At 46.0% G+C, this 16,077-nt stretch carries 12 protein-coding genes, 2 tRNA genes and 2 rRNA genes; 13 read left to right on the top strand and 3 right to left on the bottom strand.

What is annotated here, in order from left to right; genetic code table 11:
* The first annotated feature begins 155 nt into the window (after positions 1 to 155).
* From SCB77_RS06025 to SCB77_RS06000, 6 genes are all read left to right on the top strand, one after another.
* Positions 156 to 229, top strand: a tRNA-Ile gene (locus SCB77_RS06025).
* A 93-nt stretch (positions 230 to 322) separates the two neighbouring features.
* Positions 323 to 396 (top strand) — tRNA-Ala (locus SCB77_RS06020).
* A 209-nt stretch (positions 397 to 605) separates the two neighbouring features.
* Positions 606 to 3,489, top strand: a 23S ribosomal RNA gene (locus SCB77_RS06015).
* A 139-nt stretch (positions 3,490 to 3,628) separates the two neighbouring features.
* Positions 3,629 to 3,740 (top strand): 5S ribosomal RNA (gene rrf / locus SCB77_RS06010).
* 535 nt (positions 3,741 to 4,275) lie between these two features.
* On the top strand, positions 4,276 to 4,509 hold the full coding sequence (locus tag SCB77_RS06005; protein WP_320185529.1) for a hypothetical protein: 234 nt from the start codon (positions 4,276 to 4,278) through the stop codon (positions 4,507 to 4,509).
* A 96-nt stretch (positions 4,510 to 4,605) separates the two neighbouring features.
* The gene (locus SCB77_RS06000; protein WP_320185528.1) at positions 4,606 to 5,553 is read left to right on the top strand and encodes a TIGR01212 family radical SAM protein; all 948 of its coding nucleotides are present in this window, start codon (positions 4,606 to 4,608) and stop codon (positions 5,551 to 5,553) included.
* Between the two features lie 57 nt (positions 5,554 to 5,610).
* On the opposite strand, the gene SCB77_RS05995 is transcribed toward SCB77_RS06000, so the two are convergent.
* Together SCB77_RS05995 and SCB77_RS05990 are read right to left on the bottom strand one after the other, a co-directional pair.
* The gene (locus tag SCB77_RS05995; RefSeq protein ID WP_320185527.1) at positions 5,611 to 6,084 is read right to left on the bottom strand and encodes a nucleoside triphosphate pyrophosphohydrolase family protein; all 474 of its coding nucleotides are present in this window, start codon (positions 6,082 to 6,084) and stop codon (positions 5,611 to 5,613) included.
* Positions 6,085 to 6,153: 69 nt separating this feature from the next.
* Positions 6,154 to 7,527, bottom strand: coding sequence for a pseudouridine synthase (locus SCB77_RS05990; RefSeq protein WP_320185526.1), 1,374 nt, complete (start codon positions 7,525 to 7,527; stop codon positions 6,154 to 6,156).
* Positions 7,528 to 7,833: 306 nt separating this feature from the next.
* Here SCB77_RS05990 and SCB77_RS05985 point away from each other — a divergent pair, with 306 nt between their 5' ends.
* From SCB77_RS05985 to SCB77_RS05955, 7 genes are all read left to right on the top strand, one after another.
* Positions 7,834 to 8,595, top strand: a complete 762-nt coding sequence (locus SCB77_RS05985; RefSeq protein ID WP_320185525.1) for a lytic transglycosylase domain-containing protein — start codon at positions 7,834 to 7,836, stop codon at positions 8,593 to 8,595.
* 182 nt (positions 8,596 to 8,777) lie between these two features.
* Positions 8,778 to 10,916 carry a cytochrome-c oxidase, cbb3-type subunit I gene (gene ccoN, locus SCB77_RS05980; protein ID WP_320185524.1) on the top strand — a complete coding sequence of 713 codons (2,139 nt, stop codon included), beginning with the start codon at positions 8,778 to 8,780 and terminating at the stop codon, positions 10,914 to 10,916.
* Between the two features lie 16 nt (positions 10,917 to 10,932).
* Positions 10,933 to 11,124 (top strand): hypothetical protein, encoded by a 192-nt coding sequence (locus tag SCB77_RS05975; protein ID WP_320185523.1) that lies wholly within the window; start codon positions 10,933 to 10,935, stop codon positions 11,122 to 11,124.
* Positions 11,125 to 11,128: 4 nt separating this feature from the next.
* On the top strand, positions 11,129 to 11,998 hold the full coding sequence (locus SCB77_RS05970) for a cbb3-type cytochrome c oxidase N-terminal domain-containing protein (protein WP_320185522.1): 870 nt from the start codon (positions 11,129 to 11,131) through the stop codon (positions 11,996 to 11,998).
* A gap of 30 nt (positions 11,999 to 12,028) precedes the next feature.
* The gene (gene ccoG / locus SCB77_RS05965) at positions 12,029 to 13,420 is read left to right on the top strand and encodes a cytochrome c oxidase accessory protein CcoG (protein ID WP_320185521.1); all 1,392 of its coding nucleotides are present in this window, start codon (positions 12,029 to 12,031) and stop codon (positions 13,418 to 13,420) included.
* A 7-nt stretch (positions 13,421 to 13,427) separates the two neighbouring features.
* Positions 13,428 to 13,850 (top strand): FixH family protein, encoded by a 423-nt coding sequence (locus SCB77_RS05960; protein WP_320185520.1) that lies wholly within the window; start codon positions 13,428 to 13,430, stop codon positions 13,848 to 13,850.
* A gap of 3 nt (positions 13,851 to 13,853) precedes the next feature.
* Positions 13,854 to 14,546: a sulfite exporter TauE/SafE family protein gene (locus tag SCB77_RS05955; protein ID WP_320185519.1), complete on the top strand. Its 693-nt coding sequence runs from the start codon at positions 13,854 to 13,856 to the stop codon at positions 14,544 to 14,546.
* Between the two features lie 66 nt (positions 14,547 to 14,612).
* Here SCB77_RS05955 and SCB77_RS05950 read toward each other — a convergent pair whose 3' ends face one another.
* Positions 14,613 to 16,076, bottom strand: a complete 1,464-nt coding sequence (locus tag SCB77_RS05950; RefSeq protein WP_320185518.1) for an efflux transporter outer membrane subunit — start codon at positions 16,074 to 16,076, stop codon at positions 14,613 to 14,615.
* Position 16,077 lies beyond the last annotated feature (1 nt).

Here is a 16,077-nt window from a genome sequence, read left to right as displayed (position 1 = left end):
CGCCACATCATGATCGTTAAAAAGTATTTAGTAGATAGTATGTAGTATATAGACCCTGTCTAAGTACTAATATCTACCTACTAACATCTAAGAAAAGAAGAAAGTGCCCACCCCGAGAGGACGTGGATACCGAGAGAAGATGAGAAAGATAAGCTAGTCCCGTAGCTCAGTTGGTTAGAGCACTACACTGATAATGTAGGGGTCAGCAGTTCAAATCTGCTCGGGACTACGGAAAGTAATGCGTATAGCGTATTGCGTACCGCGAATTTTTATGGCGACATTGAAATCGCACTACGCACTACCCATTACCCACTACAAAAAAGGGGAATTAGCTCAGCTGGCTAGAGCACCTGCCTTGCACGCAGGGGGTCAACGGTTCGAATCCGTTATTCTCCACATTTCAAAGTAAAAAGTCAAAATTTAAAAGTCAAAAGCTGTACAGTTTTTTTAATTTTTACTTTTTAATTTTTACTTCGAATCCGTTCTTTGACATATTGAAAGAAAGAAAACACAAGAGAAGACAACAATGGTTTGAAAGTCAAGCACGAGTTGTTTGATTTGTAGAACAAAGGCAGCCATATACCTAGCAAAAGGGGTATATGAGCGAAGAAAGTAACAAAGGGCACACGGGGGATGTCTAGGCTCTCAGAGGCGATGAAGGACGTGATAAGCTGCGATAAGCCACGGGGATCAGCAAATGTGACTTGATCCGTGGATTTCCGAATGGGGCAACCTAACATACTGAAGGTATGTTGTATAATACGCGAACGCGCCGAACTGAAACATCTAAGTAAGCGTAGGAGGAGAAAATAATAATGATTTCCCAAGTAGTGGCGAGCGAACGGGAAAGAGCCCAAACCGCTATTGTTACGGCAATAGCGGGGTTGTAGGACCACGAGATGTGATTCGTCGAGCGAAGTGGAACCGGATGGGAAGCCGGGCAATATGGGTGATAGCCCCGTACACGTAAGCGGAACGACGCTAGTGGTATCCTGAGTACCGCGGGACCGGAGAAATCCTGTGGGAATCGGCCAGCACCATCTGGCAAGGCTAAATACTCCTGAGAGACCGATAGTGGACCAGTACCGTGAGGGAAAGATGAAAAGAACCCCGAACAGGGGAGTGAAAAGAACCTGAAACCGTGTGCTTACAAGCGGTCGGAGCAGATTTATTCTGTGACGGCGTGCCTTTTGCATAATGAGCCTACGAGTTACTCTTATCTGGCAAGGTTAAGTCCTTCAGGGACGCAGCCGAAGCGAAAGCGAGTCTGAACAGGGCGCATAGTCAGGTGAGGTAGACGCGAAACCTTGTGATCTACCCTTGGGCAGGTTGAAGTTGCGGTAACACGTAATGGAGGACCGAACCGATAAACGTTGAAAAGTTTCCGGATGACCTGAGGGTAGGGGTGAAAGGCCAATCAAACTGGGAAATAGCTCGTACTCCCCGAAATGTTTTTAGGAACAGCGTCGGCATAGAGTCTAGTAGAGGTAGAGCTACCGATTGGGTGCGGGGGAGTCAAATCCTACCAAATCCAGACGAACTCCGAATGCTACATAGATATGGCCGGCAGTGAGGCTTTGGGTGCTAAGGTCCAAGGCCGAGAGGGAAAGAACCCAGACCATCAGCTAAGGTCCCCAAATATACGCTAAGTTGAACTAACGAGGTCCGGTTGCCCAGACAGCTAGGATGTTGGCTTGGAAGCAGCCATTCATTTAAAGAGTGCGTAACAGCTCACTAGTCGAGCGGCCGGGCGTGGATAATAAACGGGCATCAAGTGTATTACCGAAGCTATGGATTTGTAGCACAAGCTACATCTGGTAGGGGAGCATTCTATGAGGGGTGAATCCGTCAGGTGACTGATGGTGGACTTTATAGAAAAGCAAATGTAGGCATAAGTAACGATAAGGCGGGTGAGAAACCCGCCCACCGAAAGACTAAGGTTTCCTGATCAACGCTAATCGGATCAGGGTTAGTCGGGGCCTAAGGCGCATCCGAAGGGAGCAAGCCGATGGACAACGGGTTAATATTCCCGTACTTTTTATAACTGCGATGTGGTGACGGAGTAGTGACACTGCCGCGAACTGACGGAATAGTTCGTTAAAGTGCGTAGGTATACAGACTGTAGGCAAATCCGCAGACTGTGCTGAAACATGATAGTACCGCAAACCTTCGGGGGCGTGGATAGTGCAGGTAATCAGACTTCCAAGAAAACCCGCTAAGCTTCAGGTTATAAAAACCCGTACCGTAAACCGACACAGGTGGTCGAGGAGAGAATCCTAAGGTGCTCGAGTGAATCATGGCTAAGGAACTCGGCAAAATGGCCCTGTAACTTCGGGAGAAGGGGCGCTGTCTCGCAAGAGCAGCCGCAGTGAAAAGGCCCAGGCGACTGTTTAGCAAAAACATATGGCTTTGCGAAATCGAAAGATGAAGTATAAGGCCTGACACCTGCCCGGTGCTGGAAGGTTAAGAGGGGATGTCATCGCAAGAGAAGCATTGAATCGAAGCCCCAGTAAACGGCGGCCGTAACTATAACGGTCCTAAGGTAGCGAAATTCCTTGTCGGGTAAGTTCCGACCTGCACGAATGGTGTAACGATCTGGGCGCTGTCTCAGCCATGAGCTCGGTGAAATTGTGGTATCGGTGAAGACGCCGGTTACCCGCAACGGGACGGAAAGACCCCATGCACCTTCACTATAGCTTAACATTGAAATTGGGTACAGGATGTGTAGGATAGGCGGGAGATGTTGAAGCGGGTTCGCTAGGATCCGTGGAATCAACCTTGAAATACCGCCCTTTCTGTATTCGGTTTCTAACTCGATCATGTCGAGGACATTGTTTGGTGGGTAGTTTGACTGGGGTGGTCGCCTCCAAAAAGGTAACGGAGGCTTTCAAAGGTAAGCTCAGTACGCTTGGTAACCGTACGTGGAGTGCAATGGCATAAGCTTGCTTGACTGTGAGACCAACAAGTCGACCAGGGTCGAAAGACGGACATAGTGATCCGGTGGTTCTGTATGGAAGGGCCATCGCTCAAAGGATAAAAGGTACGCTGGGGATAACAGGCTGATCTCCCCCAAGAGCTCATATCGACGGGGAGGTTTGGCACCTCGATGTCGGCTCGTCACATCCTGGGGCTGGAGAAGGTCCCAAGGGTTGGGCTGTTCGCCCATTAAAGTGGCACGCGAGCTGGGTTCAGAACGTCGCGAGACAGTTCGGTCCCTATCTGTTGTGGGCGCTGGAAGTTTGAGTGGATCTGACCTTAGTACGAGAGGACCGGGTTGGACGGACCGCTGGTGAACCTGTTATGCCGCCAGGTGTACGGCAGGGTAGCTACGTCCGGAATAGATAAGCGCTGAAAGCATCTAAGTGCGAAACTAGCCACGAGATGAGACTTCCTAATAGGGTCGTTGTAGATGACAACGTTGATAGGCCATAGGTGTAAAGGTTGAGAGACCAAAGCCGAGTGGTACTAATAGCCCGAAGCTTTCCACGCCGGTAGAACGTTGTTGTCTTCCTTCTTTTTCTTTCTTTCAATGCATGTCATTATGCAATTAAAAATTAAAAGATAAAAATTAAAAAATGCTGTAAGGTTTTTTACTTTTGAATTTTGACTTTTTACTTTGCAAAGATATTCAGGTGCCTATATCGGCGGTGTCTACCTCTTCCCATTCCGAACAGAGAAGTCAAGCCCGCCAGAGCCGATGGTATTGCCGTAACAGGTGGGAGAGTAGGTCGGCGCCTAATTTTAAACGAGGCCCCTTCAGGAAACTGGAGGGGCCTTTTGTTATTTACCCACCTCAAAATACGCACTATCAGCGACCCTCTACGCACTATTTTTCTTTAACAAAAACGACCTTGAAGTAGCCTGTAGTTCACTTTTTTGGCATTCTCCAAGCTGCGAATGCTACGTAGCATTCGTTTATCGGCAAGAGGATACTTTTCTTTGATGGGCTTCAGAAACTTGTCTTCACCTGTTTTTTTTCTGTTGTCGGATGTTCGGTTCTCTTCCGCGCCTGTTTTTTCCGTATCGGAGAACGATAGAATCTACTTGCGTGGCATCAGGTTTTGTTTGACGGATGTCTTTATTGCACCTTCATAGGCTTCAGTTATTCATTTGTGCATCAAATAGACAACGACCGGCTTCACGATCGGGAGAATGGACGGCTGCGCGCCGTTGGCAAACTTCAGCATCGCTTAGGAATGTTACAAAATGTTTGTGACAACCTTTTGTTTAGGGAGGATAGGTGTTTTTGTAGTTAATTGCATTGTCGGCTAACGAATGCTACGTAGCATTCGTTGGTTGATTTGTGGCGGGTCGACGTTGATGTTCAACCACTGTTCGTTGATTTCCGGGGCGGCAACATTGATATCCTACAAAGCTATACTGATTTCCCAGAATGCAACACTGATGTTTGCTAACGAGACATTGATGTCTGTTGACCACGTATTGATGGATGAGAATGTGATTTTGATATCCATGCTTGGATTGTTGAGATTGGGTTTAGCATTGTAAACAGGCACTTTCTACGGGAGGAAGCGGTCGCGTCAAATGAAAAAGGGGCTATACAACATCAGCTGCTTATGGATAATAATAGTTATCTTTGTGGCGATGAGTACATTATTAGACAGCGGCGTCAAACCATATAATCACTATGGCGCTTATTTAAAGGAAAAGTATAAGGGGCAGCGTGTATTTAAAGTTATCGTGGATGGGAACTTTACTTGTCCGAATAGAGATGGAAGTAAAGGCTATGGTGGTTGCACGTACTGTAATGTAGATTCGTTTACGCCAGATACTGCACGTAAGATACCATCGATCCGCGAGCAGGTGGAGAGTGGCATTGAAAGAGCCCGAAGATCGTATGCGGCGGAGAAATTTATTATTTATTTTCAGCCCAACACCAATACTTATGCACCAACGCATTTACTTAAAATGATGTATGATGAGGCATTGAGTATAGATCCTGAAAACACATTAGGACTTTCGGTAGGTACTCGGCCGGATTGCTTAGATTTTGAAAAAATAGCCCTGTTGGAATCGTATACTGATCGTTTAGATGTCGATCTAGAAATGGGCATGGAGTCTATTCATAACGATACCTTGGAGCGCATAAACAGGGGCTGTTCGCATGACGAATTTCTTTCTGCGATGCGCATGTTGGAGAATACAAAGTTGGAACTTTGTGTGCATACTATTTTTGGCTTCCCTTGGGAAACAGAAGAAATGATGTTAGCCTATGCAGAAGAGATCAATAGACAAAAACACATTAAGTTTGTCAAGCTGCACCATCTGCATATCGTAGAAGGCTCTATAATGGGCGTGAAATATAAACGTGAACCCTTTAAACTGTTTACCATAGATGAGTATACCGACTTTCTAGCGAAGTTTATACCGCTTCTACGACCTGATATTATCATTCAACGCATCTTCGGTATCGCCGACAGGGAACTACTGATTGCGCCAAACTGGGGATATCCGAAGTCGAAGATTCAGACCCATATCGATAAAGGACTAGAGAGCCGTGGTGTAAAACAAGGCAGTCTCTATTTCGGATAACAAGATAAAGGGGATGCACCATGTTGGATGCATCCCCTTTTTTGTATCATTTCTATACTATTGTTCTCCTGCTAAGATATCACGTAAATTTGCAGGGGAGTAATTAATCGATTTCAATGTTTTGTTGTCTCCCTCCCGAAACACCAAAAATAGGCCATCCACCTCTTTGTAATACGATTGTACGCCCTTCGTCAAGTAGTGTGCCTGCGTGGCTTGCGCTTCTTGTTCTGATTGGCAGGCTTTGCTCATGTTAGAGCGCTGTACCTCTTCGAATAAGCTATTGAATTTATCTTTTAAGCCAAATTCCAAAACCGCTCCAGATAGGACATATTGGATATCGCACAGCGCGTCGGCAATTTCTACTATATCCTTATTTTCTATTGCTTCCTGCAATTCTTTCAATTCTTCTGCTATTAACGCTACACGAAGATCGCAACGCGATTGCGATGGAATAGTTGGTTCCTCAAGTATAGGATGTTGAAATGTCTTGTGAAATTCAGCTACGGACGTTAATGTTTTCGGATCTGTCATTGTTCTTTGTTTTGTGCTAAAATACGAAATTAAAGCCAAGAAAAAAGGCACTCGTAAGTGCCTCTTCTATTACTTTATTAAATGTTTTAACTGGATAAGTTCCCGTTCTTCTAGGTATCTCCAGCGTCCGCGTGTTAAATCTTTTTTGGTAAGGTTGGCATAAACTACACGATCCAGTTTAACCACTTCGTATCCTAAGGATTCGAAGATACGTCTTACGATGCGATTTTTTCCGGAGTGAATTTGTATACCAATTTCTCTTTTGCTCGCGCCCATTACATAACTTAAATCGTCTGGCTTGATTAAGCCATCTTCCAGCTGAATACCAAATTGGATCTTGTTGAAGTCGCCTTGCGTAAGGTTCTTGTTCAGTTCCACATTGTATATTTTGCTGATGTTATTGCGTGGATGAGAAAGCTTCTCGGCAAGGTTACCATCATTTGTCAACAACAATAATCCTGTTGTGTTTCGGTCAAGGCGTCCGACAGGGTAGATTCTTTCCTTTGTCGCTTTGGAAACCAGATGCATCACTGTACGACGTTCTTGTGGATCATCGGTGGTAGTGATATAGTCCTTTGGTTTGTTCAACAGAACATAGACCATCTTTTCGCGTTTCAAACGCTCGTTGTTATATCGTATTTCGTCGGTAGCAGGATCTACCTTGGTACCTAATTCTGTGACGACTACGCCATTAACCGATACTACACCAGATTCAATAAGTTCGTCTGCTTTACGGCGAGAACATATTCCTGCATTAGAAATATAACGATTCAGACGTATCAATCCGTCATCTTTAGGCTCTGCAGTTGCAATTTTTTTCCTAGGGTGGAAAGTTTTTACACCGCTCTCATTTTCGTCAAACCGGTTTTTGTAAGGGCGATCTGATTTATCAAAACGTTTGCTTGCATCGTAAGGTTTGCGATCGCGATCATCTCTGCCCGCAGAACGGCCTGCGCTGCTCCGTTGATCGGAGTCGCGTCTGTCATTTTTCTCGAATTTATTATATGGACGATCATTATCTCTACGCTCAGCCTTGTCAAACTTGTTGAAAGAGCGATTGCCATCCCGTTTGTCATTTCTGTCAAATTTGTTGAAGCTGCGATCGCCATCTTTACGGTCGCCTTTATCAAATTTGTTAAAAGGGCGGTCACTGTCCTTTCTTTCACGCTTGTCGAATTTGTTGAAGGGACGATCGTTATCTCTTCTTTCTCCTTTTTCGAACTTGTTGTACGGACGATCGGTATCGTTCTTTTCACGCTTGTCAAATTTACCAAATGGCTTGTCGGACGGCTTTCTAGCTGAACGGTCAGCACTAGATTTACCGAAGCTACTTTTTGACGATGATTGTTGCGAACGACCACTCTTGGACCCGAAGCTTTCGGAGCTGCTTCTACCTTTTCTGGAGTTGTCATCGCGACTGTTCCTGTTGTTACTGAATGGCATATTTTTTTGGAATTAGGTTACAAAGTTAACATTTTTATTGGAATACTGAAAAAAAAATGTGGACGAGGTATTCGTTGTTTACACATATGCTAGCTTGGTTTTTCCTGGTTGGGCGTAAGCTCCATCCACACCACGGTTTGGATCATAGGGAAATGCTTCGTATATTTGTCGGCTGAAAAATGAACCAAGCTATTTTTGATCGATTTGGGGTTTCTAAATGAGGAAATCTGTCATCGTGGATAGGTAGCAGTAAGGGATTGAATGATTAAAAAAAAGGTACTATGCTCTTCTATAGTTTTATCAGTCATGTTGCTGTCGAAACTATATACAAACGCAAACGCTTCTTCTAAGAAAGACCCGATTCGAAAGGCTGTTCTAGAACAAGTAGAGAAAAAGAAAAAGGCGATCGCGATGTCGCCGGAAAAACAGAAAGAGGCTTACTACAGCTCTATTCGGTTTGCCAACAAGCGTCTTCCGCTACATAAACAAACGGTGGAGACCAAATTTGAAAGGTATCTAGCAACCTTTTCCTATCGCAAGCAACAATCTTATGCCTTGCATACCAAAGCGGCAAAGCATCTTCCAAAGATTGCATCCATTTTAAAATCTTACGGTATCCCCGAAGATTTCAAGTACATCCCACTTATTGAAAGTGATATGAATCCGCAGATAACCTCGCATCGGGGTGCTGGAGGCTATTGGCAATTTATGCCTTCTACGGCTCGACTCTATGGATTGAAAGTGAGCGGAGGACTCGACGAGCGTAAGGATCTCGTGAAATCGACACACGCCGCGGCACGTTATTTAAAAAGCCTATATGGCGAGTTTAACGATTGGACTTTGGTGGCAGCAGCCTACAACGTGGGTGGCGGTAGCCTGAAAGCCGCAATTCGTCGGCAGGGTACCAGCGACTACTACAAATTGCGGTTAAACCAAGAAACGGGCTCGTATGTCTACAAATTGGCTTCCATGAAACAGGTTATTGAAAATCCTAATAAACATGGGTATAAGCGTTATGCCAAACTGGATGATAAATACCAAAATATAAACGAACAGAACCTCCTGTAACAGCAGGATATCCATACAAAAAAAAAGCCCTCCCAAGGGCTTTTTTTATGCTTTCCCTTTATTTAAAAACGTTATAAATAGCCGTTTTTGATAGTGATAAAACTCATTTTTTTCTTGGGTGTCTATCATTAGAATGTCATGTTAAACGCTCTACTTTTACCGCAGAAAACAATAATAAAAGTATGCAGTTAGAGCGTTTTAATTATGACAATAGGATTGTGCGCGACTTTGGGATAGCCACAATTATATGGGGCTTGGTCGGCATGTCCATCGGCTTGTTGGTGGCCTGTCAATTGATATGGCCCGAGATGAATTTCCTTACGCAGTACACGACCTTTGGACGGGTGCGCCCCGTGCATACGAATGCCGTTATTTTCGCCTTTGTAGGGAATGGTATTTTTATGGGCGTGTATTACTCTTTGCAGCGTGTGCTAAAAGCACGAATGTTTAGCGACCTGCTGAGTAAGGTTCATTTTTGGGGCTGGCAATTGGTTATCGTTGCTTCAGCGATTACATTGCCCTTAGGCTTAACCTCCTCGCATGAGTATGCGGAGATGGAGTGGCCGATCGACATCGCGATCACCTTGATCTGGGTGGTGTTTGGTATTAATATGTTTGGTACGATTATCAAGCGTCGAGAGCGGCATATGTACGTGGCCGTATGGTTTTACATTGCAACCTTTGTAACGGTAGCCGTCCTCCACATTGTCAACTCTATACAGCTTCCTGTAAGCATGTGGAAGAGTTATTACGTATATGCTGGCGTACAGGATGCGTTGGTGCAGTGGTGGTACGGACACAACGCTGTTGCTTTTTTCTTGACAACGCCCTATTTAGGGATGATGTACTATTTCTTGCCGAAAATGGCCAATCGGCCGGTGTATTCCTACAAGCTCAGTATTCTGCACTTTTGGTCTTTAATCTTTATCTACATATGGGCTGGGCCACACCACTTGTTATATACTTCATTGCCTTCATGGGTTCAATCTTTAGGTGTGGTGTTTTCCATCATGTTGATCGCACCGAGCTGGGGTGGTATGATCAACGGCTTGCTGACACTGCGTGGCGCATGGGATAAGGTGCGGACGGAGCCGATGCTCAAGTTTATGGTGGTAGCGCTTACCAGTTATGGAATGGCTACGTTTGAGGGACCTATGTTGTCATTGAAACAGGTGAATGCCATTGCCCATTTTACCGACTGGATTGTGGCGCACGTACACGTTGGCGCCTTGGGTTGGAATGGATTTATGACCTTTGCCATTTTATACTACCTTATTCCGCGCGTGTACAAAACGACATTGTACTCCAAGAAGCTGGCCAATGTACACTTCTGGATAGGTACCTTGGGCATTTTGTTCTACGCCATCCCGATGTATTGGGCCGCCGTGGTGCAGGGCTTGATGTGGAAGGAATTTACGCCAGAGGGTGTGCTGAAATATCCCAACTTTTTGGCAACGACGTTGGAGATTATCCCGATGCATATGATGCGGGCCGTTGGTGGTGCTCTGTATTTAAGTGGCGCGATCATCATGACCTACAATTTGGTGAAAACCATCAAGCGCGGCAGCCTGTTGGCTAATGAAGCTGCTGAGGCACCAGCCTTACTTCCTTTAAAAACCGTCGAACGTGCCCAGCATAGACGATTGGAACGCAAACCTGTGCTTTTCATGGTGCTCGCGTTGATTGCCATACTTATAGGCGGGATTGTCGAAATGATACCGACGTTCACGGTGAGTAGCAACGTGCCTACTATTGCTTCGGTAAAGCCGTACACCGCACTGGAACTGCAAGGACGGGATCTGTACCTTCGTGAAGGCTGTGTAAACTGCCATTCACAGACCGTGCGCCCCTTCCGATCAGAGACCTCTCGTTATGGCGAATACAGTAAAGCTGGTGAATTCGTTTACGATAGGCCATTCCTATGGGGATCTAAACGTACGGGGCCTGACTTGCACCGTGTGGGCGGAAAATATCCGCACAAATGGCATTTTGACCACTTGCTGGATCCTACGATCACCTCGCCCGGTAGTATTATGCCCGCTTATCCTTGGTTGATCGACCAACAACTGGATAATACCCTCTTGCAGGCGAAAATGCGCGCGATGCGCACCTTGGGGGTTCCTTATAGTACGCAGGAGATCGATCAGGCACTCGTCGATTTGGAGCAGCAAGCAGCAGCGATAAGCAAGGATTTAGCGGCTAATCAGGTTGAGGTGCGCCCCGATCGTGAAATTGTGGCGATGATAGCCTACCTGCAACGCTTAGGAACCGATATCAAAGCTGTAGCGAAAGAAGAAGCCACGGCGAAAACAAACCAATAATACAAAGGAGTAAACTATGTTCAAGCAAATAACAAACCTACATGGTGATGAGATTTATCTCATCACTTCCTTATGGATTTTTCTGGTCTTTTTTATTCTCGTGGCCTGTATGCTCGTATGGATGAAAAAGGAACATGTGAATTACATGAGCGATATTCCGTTTGATGATGCGGAAGAAAAAAATGAGGAACCACTGAATAGAAATTGAAATTATGAATACAGTATTATTAGCCGTAGATAGCACGGCCAAGGCCGCCGAGTGGTATATGGGATCAGGGAACATATATAACGATGTACTTATTATCGCACTTATTGTGGTTATGTTGGTGCTGCTCTCCTCATCTATTGTCGTACATCGGGCTTTTAAGGCTATCATTAAGCTTACCATGCCCGAGCTGGCGGCTGAAGAGGAAGCCAAGCGCACCAAGAAAACAGATTGGCAGGCTGTTTGGAATCGGCTATTGAGCTTGCGTCCCTTGGCAGAGGAGAAAGATTTGGAGATCGATCATGAGTATGACGGGATTAAGGAACTGGACAACCCTATTCCGGCATGGTTTAATGCGCTGTTCTACTCGACGATGACTTTTGGCTTGGTATATCTGATGGTTTACCATGTGTTTGGCTGGGGATTGAGCCAAGAGCAGGAATACAACAGAGAAGTTGTTTTGGCAGAGAAGGCCAAGCAGGAATATCTAGCACAGGCAGCCAATCTTATCGATGAGACCTCCATTACGGTGGATGAAAGCGGCGCTATGGCGGCGTCCGGAAAGGCGGTCTTTATGGCTAACTGTGTTGCCTGCCACGGGAATGCCGGAGAAGGAGGGATAGGCCCTAATTTAACGGATGAATACTGGCTGCATGGAGCGGATATTAAGGATATTTTCAAAATCGTCAAATATGGCGTTGCTGCAAAAGGGATGGTCCCTTGGGAGCAAACCCTTACGCCAGCACAGATTGCTGAGGTGAGTAACTATATCTATTCATTGCGCGGCACTAATCCTGCGAATGCTAAGGAACCACAAGGGGAGAAGGTTTCTGTAGATGAGACTGCCGTGGCAGATACGTTGTCAACGGTCGACTAGCACAAAAGAAAGAGCAGATATACAAGAAGCATGGAAACAGTGGCAACAGCGGCGCGAGGTAAGGCAAATCAAACACAGGAGAAGCGGAAGTGGATTTATGCTAAAAAACCGAAAGGAAGGTATTATACCTATCGGCAGTGGGTAGGTTATCCGTTGTTGTTGTTTCTCTTTGCTGCGCCCTTCATAAAGATCAATGGCCATCCCTTTCTGATGTTCAATATTCTGGAAAGGAAGTTTTCCATCTTTGGAACGCTGTTTTATCCGCAGGATCTGTACATTTTTGTATTCGGCATGCTGATCGTCATGGTATGCGTCGTGCTGTTCACCGTGGTCTACGGAAGGGTATGGTGCGGCTGGGCATGCCCGCAGACTATTTTTATGGAGCTGGTGTTTAGGCGCATCGAATATTGGATAGAGGGAGATTGGCAACAACAGAAAAAAAGCAACGAAGGGCCTGATTCCGATGCGCGTGCTTGGAAGAAATTTTTAAAGCACGGCATTTTCTTCGCATTATCCTTTTTTATATCCAACATTTTTCTGGCCTATATTATTGGGATCGATAGTCTTCAGGCGATTATATTCGATCCGGTATCCGCGCATTTTGCGGGATTTACAGCCATCCTGCTGTTCACATTGGTCTTCTATGCCGTGTTTGCCCATGTGCGGGAGATTGTATGTACGACTATATGCCCGTACGGACGCCTACAAGGCGTTCTATTGGACGATCAGAGTATTACGGTGGCTTACGACGTGGAGCGTGGAGAGCCGCGTAGTAAGAAGCGCAAGAAGCAGCAGGGGGCGGTGGGAGACTGTGTGGACTGCAAACTATGTGTTCATGTTTGTCCTACAGGGATCGATATCCGGAACGGCCTGCAAATGGAGTGTGTGAGTTGCACCGCCTGCATCGACGCTTGCGACGCGGTGATGGACAAAATCGGCAAGCCTGCTGGCTTGATTGGCTTTTATCCGACGGCCAAAGTGTTAAAAAAGGACGGTTACAGGAAGAGGAACTTTCGCGCAGTGGCATATTCCACTGTGTTGTGTGTACTTATCGCTGTTTTTGCGGTACTGTTGTTCAACCGATCGGCAATCGATGGGCGTTTGTTACGGGCAAATGGTAGTAGTTACCTGTTGAAAGACGATGGTACGGTGGGAAACCTCTACACGCTGGAGCTGGTCAACAAGTCTGGCAAAGAGATGGCGTTTGTACTCGAAAGTGTCGATGCCCGCTATAGGCTGCAGCAAGTCAATCCAATCCATGCGCTGAAAAAAGATGGCGCGGCTACGTTAAGTTTTTTCTTGTTTATGGATCGGAAAGAGGTGGAGCAATACAAGCAAAATGTGAAAGTTAAAATCGTGTCGGCGGGTCAATCAGTACATGTGATGAAAACAACATTTATTGCCCCGTTGCCACCTAAATAAGAAGAAGATGAACTGGGGGATAAAAATAATTATTGGCTTGGGAAGCTTTATGCTGTTTATCGTTGGCGCCGGTGTTTATATGGTCGTCAAGAATACGGATAGCCTAGAGGAAAGCGATTACTATGAGAAAAGCTTAACCTACGACCATGTGTACGCCGAAAGGCAAAATCTGTTGAAAGACCACGCCGAACCTACGGTTCAAGTCTTAGAGGATACCCTGTGTTTGGAATTTAAAGACACGCACAACCAGGGGTTCCTGAAGCTAAAACGTCCTTCGGACAGCTCTTTGGATGTGACATTGCCTTTTGCGACGACCCAAGGGAGCTACAAAATAGCAATCAGCTCCTTTGAGAAAGGCAATTGGCAGATGGAAATATCTTGGAAGAATGATCATACATCCTATTTGTCGGACCACAGCTTATATTTTTAAGCCATGACCTACCATCATCTCGCTTTTTTTATGGGGCTATTTGCTAGCCTGCATTGTGTGGCGATGTGTGGCCCCCTTATTTTGGCTATAGATAGACAGCTGGGATTTAACTGGCGGGTATTCATGCAACGTTTGCTCTATCAGCTAGGACGGGTGTTAATGTATGGTCTGTTGGGATTGCTGCTCGGCTCTGTAGGAAGCCTAGCGGTGATGCGGGGCTGGCAACAAGGTTTTAGTATGGTGATGGGGATTGTTTTGCTTCTTATAGGACTATTATTTCTGTTTGGCAAGCGCAATACATCCGTTGCGGCATGGCAGGCTCGTGCACTAGCTCCTTTTGCCAAACTGATGGGGAGATGGCTGAACATGCCTGGCGGCATTTTTTTAGCGGGACTGCTGAATGGACTTTTGCCATGTGGGATGGTTTATATGGCACTGGCATCCGCAATGAGTGCTGACTCGATGATGGATAGCTCCTTGTTCATGCTGTTTTTTGGTATGGGTACTTTGCCTTTACTGGTGCTGTTTTCCTTTATCGCAGGCATGCCGAAATCGCTGTTCAAGCGGGGCTTTACTCGGCTAATGCCCTTTTTGTATCTTTTGATGGGTGTTTGGTTTATCTTGCGCGGAGCAAATTTGGATATTCCGTATTTGAGTCCTCTGTTGCATGTGGAAGGAGCTATCCACTGTGCATAAAAAAAATGGCGGTACAACAATTTTTTTGCTGTACCGCCATTCCATGTTTTTTAACGTAGCTATTACCTATCGCCAGCCACCGCCCAAGGAGCGATACAGGTCGACATAGGCCTGTAGCTGCCTAGCCCCAATATCGACAAGCGACAGCTCACTGTCTAGCGCATTGCTTTGTGCTGTAATGACTTCGAGATAAGTCGCATAACCACCTTTAAAGAGTAGTGAAGCATTTTTGACGGCCAACTGGGAGTTTTCCACCCGTTTGCGCGCCAGCTTGAGCTGCTCCACCTGTTTTTCAACGGTGACCACCGCATTCGACACTTCGCTAACAGCCTCCATAACCGACTGTTGTAAAGCAAGCTCTGCCTTGTCCCGTTCTAGTTTAGCCACTTCATATTCATTTTTCAGACGGCCATTGCGAAAAATAGGTGCGGTCAAGTTTCCTGCTATACCGCCCAAAAGGGCGCCGGGTATATTAAACCAATTTTTGGGCAACATGGAATTGACGCCAAATACCCCGCTTAAAGAGAGCTGCGGGTAGCGCATGATTTGCTGTATGTTAGCCTGTGCATTGGCCGAAATCAAGTTGTACTCAGCACGCTTAATGTCTGGCCTATTCCGGACTATTTCCAACGGAGCCCCCAGCGTAATTCCATTTTCTGTGTTCATCAGGCTGTCTATTCGCTGGTTGCGACCTACCGCTTCTGGCATTTGACCGATCAGTACCCGTAAGGAGTTCTCTTGGATAGCAATTTCCTTCTCGATTTCGGGCACCAATGAGGCCGCCAATAACCGTTGGGATTCCGTTTGTTGAATTGCTAGTGCGGTGATTTCTCCGGCGTCAAACTGCAATTTAATCATACGGAGGGTGCTGTCGTTGAGCGTCAAATTTCGTTTGGCAACTTCTATTTGTGCATCCAACATGATTAGGTTAAAATAGCCTTTTGCGATGTCGGACACCAGCATGGTTTGTATCGCATTTTTTGCTTCATAAGAATCCAGAAATTCCGCTTTGAGCTGATCTTTCTGGTTAGCGATGCGTCCCCAGATATCAAGCTCCCAGCTAAATTCTACGCCAGTGGCAAATTGGGACTGGTAGTTGAAAAGCTTGTCGGGTGCGGCTTCCGTTCCCTCTTGACCATACCACTTGCTGGACGGACCTGCATAGAAATCCTTGGAGCGGTATTGCCTGTTTACCGTAGCAATATTTCCATCCAAAGACGGAAGATACTCCAAGCGGTTCTGGCGTAGGTTGCGATTGGCAATTTCGATGTTTTTTAAGGCCGTACGCATGTCGTAATTATTCGCTAGCCCGCTGTCGATCAACGATAGCAGTTGCGGATCGTTGAAAAAGTCGCGCCAAGAGATATGTCCAAAGATGACCGTATCCTCCCGGTAGGTGATGGTGTCTCCACGAAACTCTTTTGGAAGGCCCAACTCGGGTTGTTGATAAGGCTTCCCTACTTTACAGGCTGAAGCCGCAAAGAGTAGCGTAGCAATATATAATAGATGAACAAAATTTACATACTTCATT

Source organism: Sphingobacterium bambusae (assembly GCF_033955345.1).
Classification (GTDB): domain Bacteria; phylum Bacteroidota; class Bacteroidia; order Sphingobacteriales; family Sphingobacteriaceae; genus Sphingobacterium; species Sphingobacterium bambusae.
This window is presented reverse-complemented; position numbering and strand designations above follow the sequence as displayed.